The sequence below is a fragment of the Pseudomonas hamedanensis genome (assembly GCF_014268595.2).
Classification (GTDB): Bacteria; Pseudomonadota; Gammaproteobacteria; order Pseudomonadales; family Pseudomonadaceae; genus Aquipseudomonas; species Aquipseudomonas hamedanensis.
Window position 1 is genome coordinate 3,828,997 of sequence record NZ_CP077091.1, and the last position, 19,488, is coordinate 3,848,484.

Below are 19,488 nucleotides of genomic sequence, written 5' to 3' on the forward strand. Positions count from 1 at the left end.
GGAAGCCAACGATGTCCCTGCACCGTGTCGCCCGTTTCACCGATGTCCCGCAAGACCGTGGCCTGCAAGTCGAAATCGGCGACTGCAAGATCGTTCTGTTGCGTGCCAACGGCCAGTTGCGTGCGTTTCAGGGCCTCTGTCCCCATGCAGGGGCGCCGCTGGCGGAAGGCGCGCTGTGTCATGGAAGGCTGATCTGCCCTTGGCACAAAGCCGCATTCCGCGCCGAGGACGGCGGCCTGTGCGAGCCGCCGTCGCTCGACAGCCTCAAGCGTTATCCTTTGGAGTTGCGCGGCGATGACGTCTGGGTCGATGACCAGTCCCTGCCCGATCCACACACCCCGCCGGCTGACGATCCGCGCACCTTCGTGGTGGTCGGCGCGGGAGCGGCAGGCACCGCTTGCGCCGCGGCCCTGCGGGAGAAAGGTTTTGGCGGGCGCATCGTGTTGATCGACGGCGAAGCGGATCCCGGCTACGACCGCACGGCACTGAGCAAATTCGTTCTCGCCGGGCAGATGTCGCCGAAAGAAGTCCCGCACCTGCGCGAAGAGGCGTTCTATCAAGCGCAGCGCATCGAACGGGTGCAAGGCGAAGTCAGCGCACTCGACGCGCAAGACAAAGTCCTTAAGCTGAACAACGGCGGCACCCTGCGTTACGACGCCGCCGTGCTCGCCACCGGCGGCGTGCCCAATGCGCTGCAACTGCCCGGCGCCGGGCTGGCCAACGTCTTCGTTCTGCGCTCCAAGGCCCACGCCGAACAGCTCATGAATGCCGCCACGCCTGGCCAACGTGCAGTGATCATCGGCGACAGTTTCATCGCCCTCGAATGTGCTTCGGCCCTGCGCCAGCACGGCCTCGACGTCACGGTGCTGGCGCGGCATGCAACGCCTTTCGCCGCGCAATTTGGCGAAGCGGTGGGTCAAGCGATTCGCGCATTGCACGAAGAGCACGGCGTGAAGTTCATCATCGGCCATGAAACCACGCAAATCCTCGGCGAAGACAAGGTCGAGGCGGTGTTGCTGGACAACGGGCTGCGGCTTGCCGCGGATCTGGTGCTGGCCGGTATCGGCGTTCATCCGGCCACCGAGGCATTCGCGTCGTTGCCCAAAGAAGACGACCAGTCGTTGCGCGTCGACGATGGCATGCGCGTGTGCGAAGGGCTGTGGGCCATCGGCGATATCGCCACGTTCCCGTTGAGCGGTCAGCCAACACGCATCGAGCACTGGCGCCTGGCCCAGCAACACGCGCGCATCGCCGCCGCCAACATGCTCGGCGGCGAGGAACATTATCTGGATGTGCCGTTTTTCTGGACGAACCACTTCGGCAAGAACTACGACTATCTCGGACATGCCGAAGAATGGAACGAAGTCGAGTTCAGCGGCGAGCCGCAGAAACCGCCGTTCATTGGCCTGTTCGTGAACAACGGCCTCGTCGTCGCGGCGGTGGCATGTGACAAGCAACGCGCGATGGCACTGCTGGCCGAGCGGATGAAGCAACCTTTGCGGATGAAAGAGGCCTGGACGCTGATTCAGGCCTGACATTGATTCCTACAGGGCGCCGGCGCCGCTGTCGTATCAATCAGGCCAGCGGATTCAGCGGCTCGCGATTGTCGTCTTTCTCGGCATGCACAAAGATCACCCGCGGATGCTGCAGCGGCGCCAGCGGAGGTGGCAATTGCTCCGGCTGCACCGGCCAGAAATGCGTTTCCACGTGACTGATGTCACCCTCCTGATCGTTGTGAATGGTCATCACCCCGGGGGTGCGCAGCTTCTGGAAACGCTCATCGCACAGCTTGAAACTTTCGCTCAACCCTTGATCGTCGATCACTGGCGATGGCAAACGGCGCTGGGCAAAACTGCGGCTTTTCCGCTGTTGATAACGCGCCCAACCGATCAGAATCACCGCGTTGATCAGCGCCACCCAGAGATAGACCTGCAAGGTCCCCAGCGCTTCGAACGCCGAGTTGTCGATACGCGGTCCGCCGGCGTGGGTTTCGATCAGCGGCCAGAGCCCGCGCACCAGCAAGAACAACAAGCCAATCCATGCCAGCAGGGTGAGGATGACATCGATCACCACCAGAAATGGCCGCTGACGAGTCCGGATAATTTTCATTTGATGACCTCTTCCTGGTCGTCGCCAATCGGTTTGATACCCCGGTCAGGGCTGACCCAGCGCGCACGTTTCTGATGTTGGCCGAACAGAACCTTCGGAAAGCTGACCAAGGTAGTCAGCAGACTGACAAGCCAGAACACCAGCGGATACCAGACCACCCAGAACATGGTCTTGCCCAGGCCCGGTTCATAACGACGGTCGATGACGATGCTAACCGCGAACTGCACCAGGCAGACAAACGCCAGCAGCAAACCGGTAAACGCCGGCGGCATCAGATGATCCACGGCAATGGCGTCCGGCATCACCACGAACTTGCCCACGGCCCAGAAAATCACCGACAGCAAAAAGGTGAACGCCCAACCGGTCGAGAGGCAATATTCGAACAGCAAGGGCCACAGGTAACGGTGCCGGTACTGCCAGATGCCGCGAATGTTCTTGAACAGCACCTCGGCGCCGCCCTGGGCCCAGCGCAGACGCTGCTTCCACAGCCCGCCCAGTGTCTCGGGCATCAGAATCCAGCACAGCGCGCGCGGTTCGTAGAAGATGCTCCAGTGATCCAGTTGCAGCTTCCAGCTGATGTCGATGTCTTCGGTGATCATGTCCGGGCTCCAGTAGCCCACGCGGTTCAGCGCGGTACGCCGAAACGCGACGATCACTCCCGACACGGTGAAGATCCGCCCGAACACCCGTTGCGTGCGCTTGATCAGGCCGATGATCGATGAGAACTCGCCGACCTGCACTCGCCCGACAAGCGTCGAGCGTGTGCGGATTCGCGGGTTGCCGGTCACCGCGCCAAGACGGGCGTTATCCAGCATCGGCGCGACCAGATAAGCCGCAGTATTGGGCGCCAGCAATGCGTCGCCATCGATGCACACCAGATACTCACTGCGCGCGGCGATGGCGCCCATGCGCAGGGCCACAGCCTTGCCCTGGTTTTCCGCCAGGTGCAGCACTCGCAGACGCGGGTCCTCCTTGGCCAGGGCGTCGAGCACTTCGGCCGTATTGTCCCTGGAGCCGTCATTGATCGCGATAACTTCGATGTTCGGGTAATGCTGGGCCAGCGCCGCATGAATGGTGTCGGCGGCGTTGTCGCCTTCGTTGTAGCAAGGGATCAGGATCGAGATCAGCGGCTCGCCTTCCAGTGGCGGCGGCAAGGTGTCGTCCTTCCAGGGCCAGTGACGCTCCCAGTGCAGCCAGAAATACAGGCCACCGGCAATCCATAACCCGGACATGAACAACGGATAGAAGAACACGAAGTCCATCAGGAACTGCCCGGTGAGCAGAAAGATCAGCCCCAGTGGCACACCGAGGACAATCGCCAGAACAAGCAGGGCCAGCAGTCTATCCAGCATGTTATGGATTCCATTTATTGGAGAGCGCAGGCCTGACGGTTTTCAGGTCCGGCAGGTTGTCGAGGAAGTTGTCCGGGTAGTAACCGAAACTGGTCGCGCCCTGACGTTTCAGACGCCCCATCCAGTCCGCCAACTGCGCGCCATCGATGTCGGCCTGATCCTTCTGCGTCCAGTCCCGTGCCTGCAATTCGAACACCGTGCGGTTGAGCGCACCCGGACGTTGCTTGACGGTTTCCACCAGTTTTTCCAGCCATGGGCCGGACTGTTCCCGGGTCTGTTTTTCCATCAGCGGCATGGCCATCGGCGCCGTCCAGTCGTAGGTGGTGAGGAAGTCATCGAGGTTCTGCGCGAACCACGCCTCGCTGTCGGGATTGAGCATCGGCTCGGCAAACAGGTTGCGCGCGGTCAGCACTTGCGGGCCGCGAATCGCGCGAACCCTGGCGGTGAGTTCGTTGGTGAAGTCGATCAGGTAACGACTCTTGAAGCGCGTCCAGCGTTGCATCGCCGCCGGATCGTCACGCAGCGCAGCAATCGAGCCCGGCAATCCCTGAGCAGCGTAGGCCCTCAGGGCGTCAGGGCTGGCGTCTTCGAAATCCGAGAGCAGCGCATCGTCGTGGTAGAGGATGCCGTCGACCGAGGCCAGGCGCGCCACGTCCTCGTAGATTTCACCGACGATTCGCCGTACCTCGGGATTGAACGGCGACAGGCGTTTGTACTGGCTCGGATCCACTGACGTGACGCCGGTTTGCGGATCCCAGCGGGTCACGCGTGGCAGCTTCGAATCCAGCTCGAAACTGAGCACCGGCATCCACGCATAAACCTTCACATGCGCACGGGTGCGCAGTTGCCAGGCGACGCGGTCGAACAGATCCGCACGCACCGGCAAGTGGCGGTTGGGGAAGTACAACGAGTGCACCAGGCCGTCGCCCTTGGGATCGGCGAAGGCTTGCAGAAATACCGTGTTGGCGCCCATGTCAGCCATTCGCTGCACCAGTTTGCCGAGGTTGATGTCCTGCTGCGCCGGGTCTGGGTCATACACATTGTCGAGGTCGACATGCACCACGCGCATAGCCGATTCGGCCTGCACCGAGACGATGCTGTTGGCGAAATGCTCGCCGTCGGGGTCAGAGGCAACGAGGAAGCGCGGAGCGCTCATCAGGTTGTCGAGGGCATCGAGACCATCATCCAGAGTCAGGGCCATTTCATAGCCCTGTTCGCCCACCACGGCCAACGACGTGCCGTCTGCCGCACCGTATGGCCAGACCCAGACTCGCGGTCGTTTCCCGGTGGCCTTGCGGATTTTCTCCGAGATGTTGTTGACGTCGGTGCGAATCCGCGCCTGGAAGTCGGCTTCGGATTCATAGCGTTTGCTGACCGGATCGTAGCGTCGGGTCGCAGCGGCGGGCTGCAGGTTGCCCTGCGGGTTGGCGAGAATGCCTTTGTGGTTGGCATCGGTGTGCGCGGCGATTTCCACCAGCCCGGATTGGGAAATCTCGCGCACCTGCTCCCAGGTCAGAAAGTCGGAACGCGCACGCGGTGTGCCGGCGAAATCCACCGGCTGGTTGAGCGGCGTGTCGACCCAACTGCCGACCGGCGCCAGCAGCGCATGCCAGTTATAGGCACGTAGCACCGGCAATACGCGGGTGTAGAAGCTTGCATAACCGTCGTCGAAACTGAGCAGAACCGCTTTCGCCGGCAGCTGTGGGCCGCCCTTGCGCGCCGCCATGATCTGATCGACCGTGACCGGCTGGTAGCCATTCTCGCGCAGCCAGGCGAGCTGCTCGATCAGGCGCTCGGTGCGCACCGCCACCACCGCCTGATCGGGGTCGCGGTCTTCGACATCGTGATAGGCAATGCCCAGCACATGGTTTTTCGGCCACGGTTTTTCACTGGCCGGCACGGTCCGCTCGGCGGGCGGCACGAAGGCCGGGGCTTGCTGGGCGCAGGCGCTGATCAGCAGCGCTCCCAGCAAAAGGATGAAACGCGAAATCAGAGGCATCTTCAAACTCTTCTAGAAGCGCAAAGTCAGGTCGACGAGCAGACGCAGATCGGTTTCCCGATCACCGTCATAAGGGCGGTTGATCACGCTGAACAGGCCGCCCACCTCGAACACATCGTTCCAGGCATACCGTTGCCCATAGCCGAGCAGCGCCATGCCACCGGTACCGTGCTCACGCTGGCTGTACGTGCCCGCGCCGGCCTGGAATTGCTGGCTCCAGGCGGTTTCGTAGCGGTGATAGAGCACGTGATTGACGTTGACCAGCGGCATCACGCTGAAGTCGGATTTCGGGTTGAAGTACGGCACGTCGTCGGATTTGGAGTTGTGGCTGGTGCCGACTTCCAGACCGGCGTCGACCTGCAGGTTCGGCGCGCTGTAGACACCCTCGCGGCCGGTGAGCAAAGCTTCGACGCGGTTGTTGCCGTCACTGAAGTGCGACGGGCTCACCGACAGGCGCCATTCGCGACGCTCGTTGGCGCGCCAGCGCAGAAACGCACTGCCGCCATTGGCCTTGATGTCACTGTTGAGCGCGCGCAATGGCGTCTCGGCGGACAAGTATTCGAGGCTGCCGCCGTACTGCCAGTGGTCGTTGATGTCGCGGGCAATCGCCAGGCGTGCGCCCTGTTTGTCGCCAAAGCCGTAATCGTGATTCGACACTTCGGCTTCGAGGGTCATGTTGCGGCTGCGCCGCTCCAGGCCGACCCGCTGGAAGCGGTGGTGGCCGGTGCCTTCGGCGAAATCCCCGGTGGCATAACCGGCGCCGGCAAACACGCGCCAGTCTTCGTTGATCGGCGGGCTGTACAAGGTGCTCTGGATACCGAAATCACGGCTGCCGCTGACGGCACCGGCATCGCCACTGCCACCGCCATTGGCCTTGCCGCCGTAGGCTTCGACGCGCAACTCGGCCATGTCGTGGACTTCCCGCTCGCGGGCCAGACGCTGGACCTGACGGTTGTCCGGATAACGTGCGACCACGTCGTCGACCAGCGCATCGTTCTGCCGCCATTCCTGCAGTTCCATCGCCGTGCGCGCCTGAGCGACTTCCAGACCCGCATCGCGGGGGGCCAGGCTCTCGGTTTCCTTGAGCTGGTTTTCCGCGCGGCGCGGCCATTGCCGGGCCAGGTACAGGTCTGCCTGGGCCAGACGCAACCCGAGGTTGCCCGGGGCCTGATTGACCAGGGTCTGCAAGCGCTCCTCGCCGTGGGGCAGGTCGGCACTGTAGGTGCCGGCCTGCGCCGCCAGTTGCTGGGCGTCCATCCATTCATCGTTGGGGTTGCCGATCGGCAAACCTTTGAGCTCGACGCGCGGGCGCTGGGCTTTCGCCGCGTCTTCAGCGACCTTGCGCGCCTCGTCGGCGCGGTCGCTTTCGAGCAACGCGTAATACAGTGCCGTGGTATCGACGAGCCGATCGCCTGCATCCGCGTCCGGGGCCGACAGCACCTGACGGTAGAGATCGGTGGCGGTGTCCGGCTGGCGCTGATCGAGGTAGGACGCCGCCACCCAACGCAAGGCATAGGTCGGAATCGCCACGCCTTCGGCTTGCAATTTCTGGTACTCGGCGATGACATCGGCGGTCCGCGCCCGAGCCTTGAGCGCGCCCATGCGGTCGATGCGCCAGCGGGTCACGTCGTCATGGGCCGCGGCATCGGGTGCCCAGGTCGCGAGCAATTTGTCGTAATCGGCCAGCGCGCGGTCGGCGATTACGTAGCGTTCTTTTTCGCTGCGCGTGGCCAGCTCGGCGAGGCGCACGCGCTCGGCCGCCAGATCGCCTTCGAGACGGCGCAGGGTCACCGCATCGATCAGCCCCGGCCGCTGTCGGGCCAGACGCAGCGCTGGTTCTGGCAGACGGGCCTTTTGCAGGGCAACCACGTATTCGCGGGCCACTTCCGGTTTGTTGCCGGCGCGGATAAACGCCTGATCGAATTCGAACAGCGCGTCGTACTGTTTGCCGGCGCGACCGAGGGCATAGCCCAGGGCGAGGCGGCGGGAAGGGTCATCAGGTTTCGCCGCCACCAGCGCCTTGGCCCGCGTGACGGCTTCGTCGGGTTTGCCGGCGTCGGCCTGAGTCAGCGCCAGACCCAGTTGCAGGTCGGCGTTGTCCGGTTCCCGTGCCAGGGCCTTGTTGTAAACCTCAGTGGCTTGATCCCAACGCTTGAGATTGCGATAGGCGCGGGCGGTGGCGGTCAGTGCCTGCACCGGCAAGACGCGGTCGCGGCCCTGGGTTTCATAAACCTTGATGACTTCGGCGTCGAACCCCGCCCAACTGGCGATTTGCAGGTGATCGCTGATCTGACCGTCACTCGCCTGCCCCGGCGGCACCTGGCGCAATACCGTCAGCGCCGGCGTGTAATGCCCGGCACGGGCATCGCGGACCATTTCGTCGTAGGGCGTGTCGGCCAGCGCCAGCAGCGGCCAGAGCAACTGGCTGCACAGGGCGACTCGGAACAGAGGGCGCAAACCACGATGTAATACAGGCACATCAATACGCGGCATTCGTCAGCATCCTTACATGGCCAGCCGGGTCACAATGCCCTCCTTGCCCATTCGTAACGGCGGCCGCGATGTGCAATCCACGGCCAGGCTTTAAAGCCGGGCAATCTTGCACGCAAGCGTAGTCGAAAATTCACAACACAATAATTGTTCAGAATCCTGCAGGCGGTTCAGCGAGGTCAGCGAAAACCGCGGTGGCGGACAGCAAAACGCCCGGCGCCTGTCAAACAGGGCCGGGCGTCTCGATGACACGCGGTGGGGTTACTGCACTTGGGTGACGCCAGCGAACTTGCTCATCAGGAAGCTGACAAACTGCTCCACGGTCATCTTCTGGCCGTTGAATTCAACCTGATTCGCCGCGTAATGCAGCTTGGTCACGACGTTGGTGCCGTCGGCGACTGCCAATTGCGAACCGACCGCCATGCCAGCGAACATATCAGCCGCTTCCTTGGACTGGTCGACGATGGCTTTGGCGTCAGTCTGGCCATCGAGTTGTGCCTGCACACTGAGCAGATCGACCAGCATCGGCTTCGACACCTGGACGTTGAGGTCAAGCAGCGCGATCAGTTGCTTGCCTAGCTGATCCGGCGGCAGATCCATCGATTGCGGCTTGGTCAGGTCAATCACCAGATTGGCGCGGCTCTCGCCGTTGGCGGTGTTGAACGACAGGTTCTCCAGCGCAAACTGCGGCCCGGCGGCCAGCAGCTTCTGCAAATCGGCTTTGACTTGGGCGTTCTCAGCTTCGGTCAGATTCAGCTCCGGCGCCGGCAGGCCAGCTGCTTCGGCCTCGGCTGCGGCTTTTTCGTAGGGCTGCAGTTTGGTCTGGTAGATCTGCATCAGCGACATCGTCGAGGCGATGTCGAGGTTTTTCAGGCTCATGGCCATGGCGGCCGAACCGATCTTCTTGTCGTTGAGCGTCACTTCGCCGATTTTGTAGTCGGCGCGGCCGGCAGCGTTGCTGCCGCTTTCTTCGGTGCGGTTCTTCATTTCGAAGTTCTTCACCCCAAGCACCGATTGCTTGGCGCCGAACGTGGTTTTACTGCTGGTCACTTCCAGGGTGTTTTCGCCGGTGTAGTAGCCGAAGCTGCTCTTGGCCAGGTTGCTCGCCAGGGTCAGGCCATTGAGTTCGAGCTGGACCGGCGTCAGGTCTTCGGCCACGGTCACCAGCTTCAGGTTGTCCATGTAACCGTCAGCCTTGACCTTTTGCGCCTGAGCGCTGGCGGCGATGTCCATGGTCAGGCCAGAAAATTTCAGGCTCGACTGCTCATCCAGTGCGGTTTCGAACGGCAGCAGGTTGAGGGTGCTGGTGGTCGATTCGTCGTAGCCGATGTTGGTCACACCTTTGAGCGGCGCGGCGCCCTTGGTCGCGGCGAACCATTTTTCGGTGGTCGGGCTCTTTTCCAGTTCGTAGTTGCTGGTGGCCATGACCGGTAGCCATTTCAGCGAGATCAGGCGCGAGAAGGGCAGCGGGCCGTGCTCGATGCGGTCGGTAAACAGCAGCTCGACCGGCGCGTCGCCGAACATCTCGCCTTCGCCCTTCAGGCGATAGTGCGCGGTGCTGGTGAACGTGTGGCGGTCCAGCGACAGCAGTTCCAGCGATGCACTGCCGTTGGAGCCGGCCATGGCGCTCTGCAGTTCCTTGTTGGCGTTGCCGACGGCGTTGTTCAGCACCCCTTCGATCTTGGTCCCGGTGTACCAGGCCCCGCCTGCGCTGATCGCGCCGATGGCAACAACAATTCCGAGAAGCACGCCTGCTGATTTATTCATGAATGACCTGATCGATTTCCGTGGCTGTGAATGGGGTCGTCTTCCTTGAACCCGGGATCGGGTCGCGGCTCGACTGTGCGCAATTGAGCGGTGGAGATTAGCACCGGGCGCGGGAGACGGCCCAATGATTAAAGGTTAAAGAGTGTCTATGGGAGGAATTGACAGCTGACAGGGTTTAAGAGTTTCAGTGTTTGGAAAGGCGCTATCGCGAGCAGGCTCACTCCTACAATTTGGAATGCATTCCCCTGTAGGAGTGAGCCTGCTCGCGATAGCGCCGGTGAATTCACAACACATCAGGAATATTGAACCTCGATTTCATCGAGCTGATGATCAAAGCTCTTGAGCCGCGCCGTCCAGGTGTACACCAGCACTTCAAAATCGCGGTCGATCACCGCCCCGCCCGCCCCGTCAGCCCGCACATCGCAAAAATCCAGCTGATAGCGCTCGCGGGCCATGGCCGTGGCGACATCGGACAGCTCACGGGCATTGTTCAGCCAGTGCCAACCCTCGTCGGCAATCTGCTTGTCGAGTTCCAGGCATTGTTTTTTCAGCGCTTCGAGGCTTTTTTCCAGGGGCGTTCCGGTCAGTTCGCCCATGACTTCGGCGAAGGTGCGCCCCGGTTGCCAGTAGCTGCCCCAGAAATACCGGTCGAACACCGTTTCGACCCGGCGCAGGGCGACCTTGGTGTCCCAGATCAGCACCAGCATTTTGCCCTGCTCCAACTGGCGCTTCTTGACCCGCTGAACCTGGACCGATGCCCATGCCACCACCACGATTGCCATGACCGCGATCAGCGCCACGGCGCTGTCGAGAAAAATCATCGCCTTGTCGATCTGGTGGGCCAGCATGATGCCGTAGAAATAAGTGGCCGACAGCAGCACGAGCGCCGTCAGGACACACCAGAAGCCGAGCGCGTAAGGGTTCTTCATCGTTGGTTTCCCCTAGACCAGCACGAGCAATGAGCATGCAGGGAGCGCTTTGCACGGGGCGCCCCGTCAATACCTCAAAGCATAGCAACGGCCTCAGGGATTGCTGGCGTCAGAAGCGTGCGTTCGTCCGCTTTCCCAGCCACCGCCCAGGGCGAGGAACAAATCGATCTGGCTCATCGCGACCTGGGTGTTGGCCGTGGCCAGCTGCGCGGTGACATCGGTGTAGGTGCGCGTGGCTTGCAGGTCGGCAAGAAACGACTCCCGGCCGGCCTGGAAGAAGCGGTGGGTCTGCTCGGCGGCGAGCTTCGCCGACTGCTCAGCCTCGGCCAGCGCATCGCGACGTTGCAGCAGTGCGCTGTACTGGGCCAGACCGGTCTGGGTCTCGCGGATGGCGTTGAGCACCACGCCGTCAAAATGTGCCAGTGCGCCTTGAGTGTTGGCTTCGGCTTCACGAATACGCGCGCGGGCGCCGTTGGTCGGGACCTTCCAGCTCAGTGAAGGGCCAAAGCCCCAGCGGTTGGTCGACGGATCGCCAAGATCATCAATGATGCCGACCGTGCCGATCGTCGCGCCAATGCTGATGTCCGGGTACAGCTCGCCGGTGGCGATACCGATGCCGGCGGTCGCCGCCGCAAGACGCCGTTCGGCCTGACGGATATCCGGGCGACGCTTGAGCAGCGCAGCGCCGTCACCGACGGGCACGAGCTGAGCGATTTTCGGCAGTTCGGCGCAGGTGGCCGTGCCCGCCGGCAATTGCTCGACCGGCTTGGCCAGCAACATCGACAGGCGGAACAGCCCGGCCTGACGCGCCGCTTCATAGCGTGGCAGATCGGCGCGCAGGGATTTGAATTGGGTTTGCGAACGGGTGACCTGGGTTTCATCGCCACGCCCGGCGTCGCGCAGACGCTGGATCAACGTGGTGCTCTGCGATTGCAGATCGAGGGAATGCTCGGCGATTTCCCGCTCTTCGTTGGCGGCGCAGACCTGGGTGTAAGCACGAACCACGTCCGCCACCAGCGTGATGCGCGCGGTATCGGCGGCGGCCTGGGTCGCATCGGCATTGGCTTTTGCCGCTTCGATGCCGCGCTGCAAAGTCCCCCACAGGTCGAATTGATACGAAGCGCTGATGCCGATATCGGCAATGTTGGCCACCGGGACTTTTTCCGGCAACAGGAACGCCTGACCGGATTCCTGCAAGCGCTGGGCGCCCATCTTCACCCCGCCGCTCCAGCCGCCAGCGGCCTCGGCTTCATCCACCTGAGCGCGTGCCCGCGACAGGTTGGCCGCGGCCACACGCAGGTCGGTGTTGGACGCCATGGCCTGCTGCACCAACTGATCAAGGCGCGGATCTTTATACAGCCGCCACCAGTCCGCCGGCACTGGCGCCGAGACCACCGGTTTGCCGGCGACCGCCAGTTCACCCTGAATATCCTTGCGCTGCACCACCGCGTCGGCGGGCACCTGATAATCCGGACCGACCATCTGACACGCCGAGAGCATCACGCCAAAACCGGCGACCAAAAGCGCCCTGCTCATGGCCGGGGCTCCTGCGGTTGGTCATCGATTATCGACACGGTGGCGGTGCGTCCGGCAATCATGCGGAAATCTGCCGGCACATCATCGAACGCAATGCGCACCGGAATCCGCTGCGCCAGGCGCACCCAGCTGAACGCCGGGTTGACGTTGGGCAGCAGGTTGCTGCCGCTGGTGCGGTCGCGGTCCTCGATGCCGGCGACGATGCTCTCGACATGCCCGCGCAGTTTTGCCCGGTCGCCGATCACGCGGATATCCACCGATTGCCCGACGTGAATACCGTCGAGTTTGGTCTCTTCGAAATAGCCGTCGATGTGGAATGAATTGCTGTCGACCACCGATAACACCGGACGTCCGGCGGTGACGAATTCCTGCGGACGCGGCGCGCGGTCGTTGACGTAACCGTCGACCGGGCTGCGGATCACCGAGCGATCGAGGTTGAGCTGCGCACTGTCCACCGCCACCAGCGCTTCGGCCAGCGCCGATTGCGCACGGGCCACGCGCGACTGGCTTTCTTCCAGTTGCTCCGCTGGCACCAGGTTGCCCAGCCCGCGGTTACGCTTGGCTTCACGCTGCGCCTGGGCGAGGGTTTCTTCGCGGTCGGCAACGGCGGCCCTGGCTTGACGCAACGCCAGTTTGAAGCGGTCCTGGTCGATGCTGAACAACACCTGACCACGCTTGATCAACTGGTTGTCTTTCACCTCGACCTGCTGGATCAACCCGGACACGTCCGGCGCAATCTGGATGACGTCGGCGCGAATATGGCCGTCGCGGGTCCACGGCGCGAACATGTAATACATCACCATGCGCCAGACAAGGACAACGGCAAACGTCACGATCAGCAAGGTCAGAACCACGCGACCGATGGTCAAAAACGGTTTTTTCATGTCATCAGGTATCGACTGAGTGAGTCCACGCCGTACAGCAGCACGGCATAGAGCGCCACGTTGAACAATGCCCGGTGCCAGACCAGACGGTAAAAGTGCAGACGTGTGAGCACGCCATGCACCAGCAGAAACAACACATAGGTGATGCCCATCAGCACCAGCAGGGTCGGCAGGAAGATGCCGCTGATATCCAGATCACCGATCATAGGGGCGCTCCATCGGGCAGCGGTTCTTCGGGCTCGGCGCTGGAGACGAATTCGACGCCGGGCAGCAAGGCCAGACGCAAACCGCTCAAGGCGTGCAACAGGTGCAGACGGGTTTCGTCATCGCCCTGGCCATTCAGCGCACGGCGGGTACGGTCCAGAGTCATCAGCAGACCGCTCGGCGCCGGCAGGCGTTCGCCGGATTTGAGGCAGGCGCGGAAATACTCGCCGACCTCGGCCACCACTTGCTGTAGTAGTGCCTTCGGCACGCCAGTGACGCGCGGGGTGTAGGCGAGCAGGTCGAGCATATTCAGGCCGACGCGCACTTCGCGCATTGCAATGCCGGTGTCCTGACCGGTCAGGGCCAGACGCGGCAGGTGCTGCATCAACCGATCGAGCAATTGCACACCCAGTTGCCGATGTTCGGCGAGATTGGCCGGCTCGGTCATGCTGACAATGTCTTTCCAACTGAAACGGGTCAGGCGCTTGGCCGCCAGTTCAGCCCCGAACGGCCGCGCCACCAGCGTCCAGATAAAGGCGAACAACAGCCCCAGCGGCCCGGCGAGGTTGGAATTGGCGAAGGCAAAAAAGTCCGCGTCGTACGCCCCCTGAATGCTGATGAACGACGAGGTGTTAACCAGCGTCAGCAGCATGCCGAGGTAGAAACGCGGCTGCACCGTCAGCGTGCCGATGCAAATGAACGGCACGGAAAACGCCAGCACCAGCATCGGGAAATCGTGCAGGTTGGGCAGAATCAAAAACAGATAAAGGCTGGCGAACAGCACCGACATGCCGGTCCAGAAAAAGAACCGGTAAATCTGCGGTGCCGGGTCGTCCATCGAGGCGAAGAAACTGCACGCCACCGCCGCCAGAATCACCGCGCTGCCGCCATCCGGCCAGCCGAGCAGGATCCACAAAACCGAAGCGGCGATGATTGCCAGAATGGTCGAGGTTGCCGAGTACAGCATCAGCCCGCGATCGATGAACGACGTCAAACGACCGAGGCGCCAGTGCCGATACACCGCGCGCCAGCTGTCCTGGCGCTCGCACAAAATCGCATCCTGCAAGCTGCGGCAGTCCTGCCACAAGTCGATGAACTCACCGAGGCGGTAAATGGCGTTGGAGAACAACAGTTGCTTGCGATCCTCCAGCGCTGCGGCGCTCGGTTGCAGCGCCTCGAGTTGCCCCCTCAGCGCTTGCCAGCGTTCCAGATTGGCATCGGCATGGCTCAGCCATTCCTGGGTCGCGGCGAGCAACGGCTGGAATTTTTCCACCAGTTCCGGCGTACGACGTTCAAGGGCGTACAGCGAATCCTCGAGCGCATCGATCACCGGTAACAGGTGAATCATCCGCCCGCGCAGCTCCTTGGTGTTGCGCACGGTTTGCGGCCGCGCGCCTTCGTGGGGTAACTGGCCGATCATCAGTTCGAGGCTGTTGAAATTGGCGACCATGGCCATGCGCAGCGCGGTAACTTCTTCCGGCTGCACGTCGCGGCTGAGAAACTTCAGGCTGTAGCTCGTCGCATCGGCGAACCACTTGCTCACCGCATCGTTGAACACCGGCGCCAGGCGCCGCGGCCAGAACATCGCGCCGACCACGGCGGCAACAGCGATGCCAAGGAAAATCTCTTCGGTGCGCGCCTCGGCTACGTCCCACACTGCCAGCGGATTATCGACCACCGGCAGGGCAATCAGCGGCAACGTGTAACCGGCCAGCATCAGCGCGTAGCTGTTGGCGGTGCGCAGGTGCAGGGACATGAACAACAAGATGCCGGTCCACAAGGCGATGACCACCACCAGCACATACGGGCTCTGCACAAACATCGGCACGAACAGCACCGCTGCCGCAGCACCCAGAAAAGTACCCGCCGCGCGGTAGAGTGCTTTGGAGCTGGTCGGGCCGAGAAACGGGCTGGAGACGATGTACACCGTGGCCATCGCCCAATACGGACGCGGCATTTGCATGAGCAGGGCGATGTACAGCGCAATCATCGACGCTGCAAAAGTACGGACCCCGTAAAACCAGTCACGGGCCGGCGGCATGCCAGTGAAAAAACCGTTCACGAATTGACCACCACAGGCGAACTCGCCGCCTCAAAAGCCCTGAGTACCCGAAGCGTAGCCTCCAGATCACTGCGCTCGATGCCTTCCAGCACTTCATGGCGCAAGCGCACCAGTTCGGCCTCCACCGCCTGCACCAGCTCGCGGCCGGTATCGGTCAGGCTCAGGCACTTGGCGCGACGATCCTGGGCATCTTCAGTGCGACGGACGTAACCGGCCTGGCACAGCTGATCAAGCAGACGCACCAGCGACGGACTCTCCATCCCAGCCGCTTGCGCCACCTGCACCTGACGCACGCCCTCGCCCAAGCGCCCGATCATCAACAATGGAACGGCGCAGGCTTCGGAAATTCCGTAATTGACCAGCGTGGTCTGGCAGATCTTCCGCCAATGCCGGGCGGCCACCACCATGGCGCTGCTGATGTTCATCTGGAGACTGTCGAGGGGATCGGGCACGGGATAACGGACACTGTTAGTTTGCTAACTATCAATATCGCACTGGAGGGGAATTTCAGTCAAGTTTTGAAACAAATTGCCGCGCTTGGCCGAATGAGGGACACGCTGTGGGAAGGTATTTGGATCGACAGACAGGACATCCCAATGCATATGGGAGAAATACGTCAACCAGAGAGCGTCACGGAGGGAGGCGTACCCACGAGTCGGATTCGTAATTTTCCGTAGAAAAAATCTACTGCGAGGGATAAAACGAAGTTTTTTTTACAGTAAGCAGGTTTTTTTTACATCTGAGCCTTTTCCCGCAATTTTTTTTACACGCTGCACCTCATGCCAAACGATAGATCCCGTTTGTGCGCAGACGGCAGAAACTCAAGCTTATAAGTCATCCAGGCTTACCGAAATGGGCGTTTCGTGAAGGCGCGAACGAACAATGTCAGCCAGCTCAAGATCATCAAGCCGCTCCATCATTGCTTCGTAAACTTCGGCCGGCACCATATAGCCCATGACGCGATTGTGGTTGAGAACAGCGACGGCACCACCGTGCGCACCGTTGAACACAGCAGTAGGATTTTTCTTCAGTTCAGAAACACTGACAGCCATATCGGCGAGAACGCTTTGCATAATAAAGACCTTAAATTGGGGCGTGATTTTTGGTCTATTTATGCCACTTGGACAACCTTGGCGTCAGACGTGACTGCAAATTCGCAATGATCACCCCGCCCGCCCCTTACGCAACATTACATCCAACCGATCCACCACATCCGCCCAATCCGCGTCTTCCAAAATTTCGTCGCGCAAAAGCTGCGCCTGACTTTCCGACCAGAAAAACGCGTCAGCCAGATGCAATTCCGGCTTGAGCGGGGAATGGCTGGCGATGAACTGGTCGATGCCGGTCGGGTCGTCAGCGAGGCCGAGCTGTTTGAACAGGGCCGGGAGGCTGTGCTGCGGATTTTCCATGATCAACTCCTCTGGAATCGGGCCCGGCGTTACGCCGTTTGTTGCAGAGGAGTTGATCATAGCTGTCGCTGCGGGTTCAGGGTTTGGCGACGTCCGGCGAGCCTGCGGCCAGTTGCGCTGCTGGATAGACCGACTGCCATCCGCCGCCCAGCGCTTTGTACAACCCGACCATCGCCAGGGAAACGCCGGTTGAGCTTTCCACCCATTGTTCCTGCGTGGCGAGCAAGGCGCTCTGTACGGTGAGGACGTTGACGAAATCGACCACGCCTTCGACGTATTGCTGTTGCGCGGTGCGCAGGGCGATCTGGTTCTGGCGCACGGCTTCGGCGAGGCTGTCGCGACGGCGCTGACTGGCGTTGTAGGCGGTCAACTGGTCGTCGATTTCATGCCAGGCGCGCAGCACGGTTTGCAGGTAGGCGATGGCCGCTTCCTGTTGCTGGGCTTCACGCAGTTGCAGCATGCCGCGCAGGCGTCCGCCGTCGAACAACGGCAGGCTGAACTGCGGACCGATGCCAAAGGCGCGCGAGCCCCAGGAACCGAAGTCGCTGAGCTGCATCGCCTGCGAACCGAGGTTGCCGGACAGGGTGATGCGCGGATAAAAATCGCCCTTGGCTACGCCGATGTTGGCGGTGGCGGCGTGCAGGCGTGCTTCGGCTTGGCGGATATCCGGGCGGCGCTCGGCCAGTTGCGAAGGCAGGCCGATGGCGACTTGCAGCGGCGACTGCGGCACCGCCGCGTCTGTGGATAACTCCTTCGCCAAGGCCTGCGGTGGTTCGCCCATCAACAGACTGATCGCGTTGATCAGTTGCGCCTGACGCTGCTCAAGTGCCGGCAGGCGTGCCTCGATGGCAGCGACTTGCGCGGCAGCTTCGGCGACGTCGAGATCGGTTGCCACGCCATCGGCCAGACGCAACTGCGAGAGTTTCAGGCTGTGCCGGGCAACGTCGAGGTTCTGCTCGGTGACGGCGCGAGTGTTCTGTACGCCGCGCAACTGGATGTAGTTTTGCGCGGTGTCGGCGAGCACCGTTAGCAACACGCCGCGACGATCGTTTTCCGCCACTTCGAGATTGGCATCAGCGGCTTCGGTTTCGCGGCGCACACGGCCCCAGAAGTCCAGTTCCCACGAGGCCGAAAAGCCAGCGTCCCACAGGTTGAAAGCGGAATTGCCGTCATGCCCCGATGGATCGTTCAGGCCCTCGCCGCTGTTGCGCTTGCGCGCGTAGCTACCGGTAGCGGCGCTGTTTGGGTAACGCTCGGCGGTGATCACTTGGCGTGCAGCGCGGCTTTGTTGCAGGCGGCTGCTGGCCAATTGCAGGTCGAGGTTGTTGCTCAGTGCGCGTTGGGTGAGCGCGGAAAGCTGCGGATCGTGGAACGTTTCCCACCAGTGCTCATTCAGGGGTTCGCTGACGGCCTGGCTGGGGGCCGACCGGGCCGGTTTAGCCCAGTCGGCAGGTTGCGTGGCCTCGGGTTTCTGGAAGTCGGGGCCAACGGTGCAGGCGCTGAGGCCGAAAAAGCTCAGCACAACAAGAGACTGGAACAGGCCTGTGTGGCGAGGGAGCTTGCTCCCGCTCGAGTGCGCAGCACTCGCGATTTTTGCGGCTACTTCGCAGCCCAGCGGGAGCAAGCTCCCTCGCCACAGGTTTTTGCGCAGGTTCATCGCTGCGTCACCTCGCGCCCGGACGCCGTTGAACTCGCAGTATCAATGCTCGCCTCCACCGACATGCCTACCCGCAACCGCTCGGCCAGTGGCTGCCCCGGTTCCAGCACGATTTTCACCGGGATGCGCTGCACCACCTTGGTGAAGTTACCGGTGGCGTTGTCCGGTTTCACCGCTGCGAAAGTCACCCCCGTTGCCGGCGCGACGCTCTCGACGCGGCCACTCAAGGCTTCGCCGCCGAGGCTGTCGACACGCACTTGCACGTCCTGCCCCGGCTGCACATCGGTCAATTGCGTTTCCTGAAAATTGGCAACCACATAGGCCTGCTGCAACGGCACCACCGCCAGCAGTTTGCTGCCCGGCGTCACATAGGCACCGACACGCACCGCGCGCTCGCCGACCATGCCGTCTTGCGGTGCGGTAATGCGCGTATAGGACAGGTTGAAACTGGCGATTTCCAGCGCCGCCTGCGCGTGTTTCAAATTGCCTTCGGCGGCGTTGCGTTGGGCGCTGAGTATCTCGACCTGCTTGCGTTCGGCCGCCAGTTTCGCCGTCGCCGTGTCGAGGCGTGCCGAGGCCTGATCAATTCGCGTGCGTGCCTGCTGTGCGTTCTGCACCGTACCGGCGCCAACACCGGCGAGGTGGTTGTAGCGGTTCAGCTCCTGCTGAGCGAACGCCATTTCTGCCTTGGCCGAGACCACCGAAGCCTGCGCCTGGGCGATCAGCGATGCCTGCCGTTCCAGGGTCGCGTTGGCGTTCTGCAACTGCGCCCGCGCCACCAGGGTTTGCGCATCCGCCGCTTCGGCTGCCGCACGCAAGTCACGGTCATCGATCAGCGCCAGCAACTGCCCGGCCTTCACTTGCTGGTTATCTTCGACCAGCACCTGCTTGATGAACCCGGCCACGCGCGGCACGACCAGCGTGTAGTCGGCCGAGACAAAAGCGTCATTGGTGGTTTGCTCGGTGCGTTTGCCGAACAGCCCGGGCATCGCCAGGTATACCAGCACGCCGACCGCCAGCGCGGCAGCCACGGCCACCGCGAGTTTTTGTTTGGATTGAGTCGTCATAAAAACCTTCTGTTTCAGTGCAG

16 protein-coding genes are annotated in these 19,488 nt (G+C 62.1%); 1 reads left to right on the forward strand and 15 read right to left on the reverse strand.

The features are described from left to right. The first annotated feature begins 11 nt into the window (after positions 1 to 11). Positions 12 to 1,535 carry an apoptosis inducing factor family protein gene (locus HU739_RS16580; protein WP_186548651.1) on the forward strand — a complete coding sequence of 508 codons (1,524 nt, stop codon included), beginning with the start codon at positions 12 to 14 and terminating at the stop codon, positions 1,533 to 1,535. A 40-nt stretch (positions 1,536 to 1,575) separates the two neighbouring features. Here HU739_RS16580 and pgaD read toward each other — a convergent pair whose 3' ends face one another. The 15 genes from pgaD to HU739_RS16655 all read right to left on the reverse strand — a co-directional run bounded on the left by pgaD (position 1,576) and on the right by HU739_RS16655 (position 19,465). Further along, the gene (pgaD, locus tag HU739_RS16585) at positions 1,576 to 2,109 is read right to left on the reverse strand and encodes a poly-beta-1,6-N-acetyl-D-glucosamine biosynthesis protein PgaD (RefSeq protein ID WP_186548653.1); all 534 of its coding nucleotides are present in this window, start codon (positions 2,107 to 2,109) and stop codon (positions 1,576 to 1,578) included. Beyond that, a complete protein-coding gene (pgaC, locus tag HU739_RS16590) occupies positions 2,106 to 3,461 on the reverse strand; it encodes a poly-beta-1,6-N-acetyl-D-glucosamine synthase (RefSeq protein ID WP_186548655.1) in 1,356 nt (451 codons plus the stop codon). The genes pgaD and pgaC overlap by 4 nt, the downstream gene beginning before the upstream one ends. A 1-nt stretch (position 3,462) precedes the next feature. Beyond that, the gene (pgaB, locus tag HU739_RS16595; RefSeq protein ID WP_186548657.1) at positions 3,463 to 5,460 is read right to left on the reverse strand and encodes a poly-beta-1,6-N-acetyl-D-glucosamine N-deacetylase PgaB; all 1,998 of its coding nucleotides are present in this window, start codon (positions 5,458 to 5,460) and stop codon (positions 3,463 to 3,465) included. A 12-nt stretch (positions 5,461 to 5,472) separates the two neighbouring features. Then, positions 5,473 to 7,953 (reverse strand): poly-beta-1,6 N-acetyl-D-glucosamine export porin PgaA, encoded by a 2,481-nt coding sequence (pgaA, locus tag HU739_RS16600; RefSeq protein ID WP_186548660.1) that lies wholly within the window; start codon positions 7,951 to 7,953, stop codon positions 5,473 to 5,475. 258 nt (positions 7,954 to 8,211) lie between these two features. Next, the gene (locus HU739_RS16605) at positions 8,212 to 9,717 is read right to left on the reverse strand and encodes a YdgA family protein (RefSeq protein WP_186548662.1); all 1,506 of its coding nucleotides are present in this window, start codon (positions 9,715 to 9,717) and stop codon (positions 8,212 to 8,214) included. A gap of 293 nt (positions 9,718 to 10,010) precedes the next feature. Further along, positions 10,011 to 10,646, reverse strand: coding sequence for an NADH:ubiquinone oxidoreductase subunit N (locus tag HU739_RS16610; RefSeq protein WP_186548665.1), 636 nt, complete (start codon positions 10,644 to 10,646; stop codon positions 10,011 to 10,013). A 93-nt stretch (positions 10,647 to 10,739) separates the two neighbouring features. Beyond that, entirely contained in the window at positions 10,740 to 12,182 is a 1,443-nt protein-coding gene (locus HU739_RS16615) for an efflux transporter outer membrane subunit (RefSeq protein ID WP_186548667.1), read from the reverse strand. Then, positions 12,179 to 13,066, reverse strand: coding sequence for an efflux RND transporter periplasmic adaptor subunit (locus tag HU739_RS16620; RefSeq protein ID WP_186548669.1), 888 nt, complete (start codon positions 13,064 to 13,066; stop codon positions 12,179 to 12,181). The genes HU739_RS16615 and HU739_RS16620 overlap by 4 nt, the downstream gene beginning before the upstream one ends. Next, positions 13,063 to 13,272, reverse strand: a complete 210-nt coding sequence (locus tag HU739_RS16625) for a DUF1656 domain-containing protein (protein ID WP_027611129.1) — start codon at positions 13,270 to 13,272, stop codon at positions 13,063 to 13,065. Before HU739_RS16625 ends, HU739_RS16620 begins: the two co-directional genes overlap by 4 nt. Then, positions 13,269 to 15,332 (reverse strand): FUSC family protein, encoded by a 2,064-nt coding sequence (locus tag HU739_RS16630; protein ID WP_186548671.1) that lies wholly within the window; start codon positions 15,330 to 15,332, stop codon positions 13,269 to 13,271. The genes HU739_RS16625 and HU739_RS16630 overlap by 4 nt, the downstream gene beginning before the upstream one ends. Further along, positions 15,329 to 15,757: a MarR family winged helix-turn-helix transcriptional regulator gene (locus HU739_RS16635; RefSeq protein WP_186548673.1), complete on the reverse strand. Its 429-nt coding sequence runs from the start codon at positions 15,755 to 15,757 to the stop codon at positions 15,329 to 15,331. The genes HU739_RS16630 and HU739_RS16635 overlap by 4 nt, the downstream gene beginning before the upstream one ends. Before the next feature lie 402 nt (positions 15,758 to 16,159). Beyond that, positions 16,160 to 16,405, reverse strand: a complete 246-nt coding sequence (locus tag HU739_RS16640) for a type II toxin-antitoxin system Phd/YefM family antitoxin (protein WP_186548675.1) — start codon at positions 16,403 to 16,405, stop codon at positions 16,160 to 16,162. Between the two features lie 90 nt (positions 16,406 to 16,495). Next, a complete protein-coding gene (locus HU739_RS16645) occupies positions 16,496 to 16,741 on the reverse strand; it encodes a DUF2789 domain-containing protein (RefSeq protein ID WP_186548677.1) in 246 nt (81 codons plus the stop codon). A 76-nt stretch (positions 16,742 to 16,817) separates the two neighbouring features. Further along, a complete protein-coding gene (locus HU739_RS16650) occupies positions 16,818 to 18,398 on the reverse strand; it encodes an efflux transporter outer membrane subunit (RefSeq protein ID WP_186548679.1) in 1,581 nt (526 codons plus the stop codon). After that, on the reverse strand, positions 18,395 to 19,465 hold the full coding sequence (locus tag HU739_RS16655) for an HlyD family secretion protein (protein WP_186548681.1): 1,071 nt from the start codon (positions 19,463 to 19,465) through the stop codon (positions 18,395 to 18,397). The genes HU739_RS16650 and HU739_RS16655 overlap by 4 nt, the downstream gene beginning before the upstream one ends. Positions 19,466 to 19,488 lie beyond the last annotated feature (23 nt).

What these genes read in the sequence shown, in the direction of transcription:
- HU739_RS16655 (WP_186548681.1), bottom strand. Translation starts at nt 19,465, where the DNA reads ATGACGACTCAATCCAAACAAAAACTCGCGGTGGCCGTGGCTGCCGCG.
- HU739_RS16645 (WP_186548677.1), bottom strand. Translation starts at nt 16,741, where the DNA reads ATGGAAAATCCGCAGCACAGCCTCCCGGCCCTGTTCAAACAGCTCGGC.
- pgaD (WP_186548653.1), bottom strand. Translation starts at nt 2,109, where the DNA reads ATGAAAATTATCCGGACTCGTCAGCGGCCATTTCTGGTGGTGATCGAT.
- pgaC (WP_186548655.1), bottom strand. Translation starts at nt 3,461, where the DNA reads ATGCTGGATAGACTGCTGGCCCTGCTTGTTCTGGCGATTGTCCTCGGT.
- HU739_RS16650 (WP_186548679.1), bottom strand. Translation starts at nt 18,398, where the DNA reads ATGAACCTGCGCAAAAACCTGTGGCGAGGGAGCTTGCTCCCGCTGGGC.
- pgaB (WP_186548657.1), bottom strand. Translation starts at nt 5,460, where the DNA reads ATGCCTCTGATTTCGCGTTTCATCCTTTTGCTGGGAGCGCTGCTGATC.
- HU739_RS16620 (WP_186548669.1), bottom strand. Translation starts at nt 13,066, where the DNA reads ATGAAAAAACCGTTTTTGACCATCGGTCGCGTGGTTCTGACCTTGCTG.
- HU739_RS16605 (WP_186548662.1), bottom strand. Translation starts at nt 9,717, where the DNA reads ATGAATAAATCAGCAGGCGTGCTTCTCGGAATTGTTGTTGCCATCGGC.
- pgaA (WP_186548660.1), bottom strand. Translation starts at nt 7,953, where the DNA reads ATGCCGCGTATTGATGTGCCTGTATTACATCGTGGTTTGCGCCCTCTG.
- HU739_RS16610 (WP_186548665.1), bottom strand. Translation starts at nt 10,646, where the DNA reads ATGAAGAACCCTTACGCGCTCGGCTTCTGGTGTGTCCTGACGGCGCTC.
- HU739_RS16625 (WP_027611129.1), bottom strand. Translation starts at nt 13,272, where the DNA reads ATGATCGGTGATCTGGATATCAGCGGCATCTTCCTGCCGACCCTGCTG.
- HU739_RS16580 (WP_186548651.1), top strand. Translation starts at nt 12, where the DNA reads ATGTCCCTGCACCGTGTCGCCCGTTTCACCGATGTCCCGCAAGACCGT.
- HU739_RS16615 (WP_186548667.1), bottom strand. Translation starts at nt 12,182, where the DNA reads ATGAGCAGGGCGCTTTTGGTCGCCGGTTTTGGCGTGATGCTCTCGGCG.
- HU739_RS16635 (WP_186548673.1), bottom strand. Translation starts at nt 15,757, where the DNA reads ATGAACATCAGCAGCGCCATGGTGGTGGCCGCCCGGCATTGGCGGAAG.
- HU739_RS16640 (WP_186548675.1), bottom strand. Translation starts at nt 16,405, where the DNA reads ATGCAAAGCGTTCTCGCCGATATGGCTGTCAGTGTTTCTGAACTGAAG.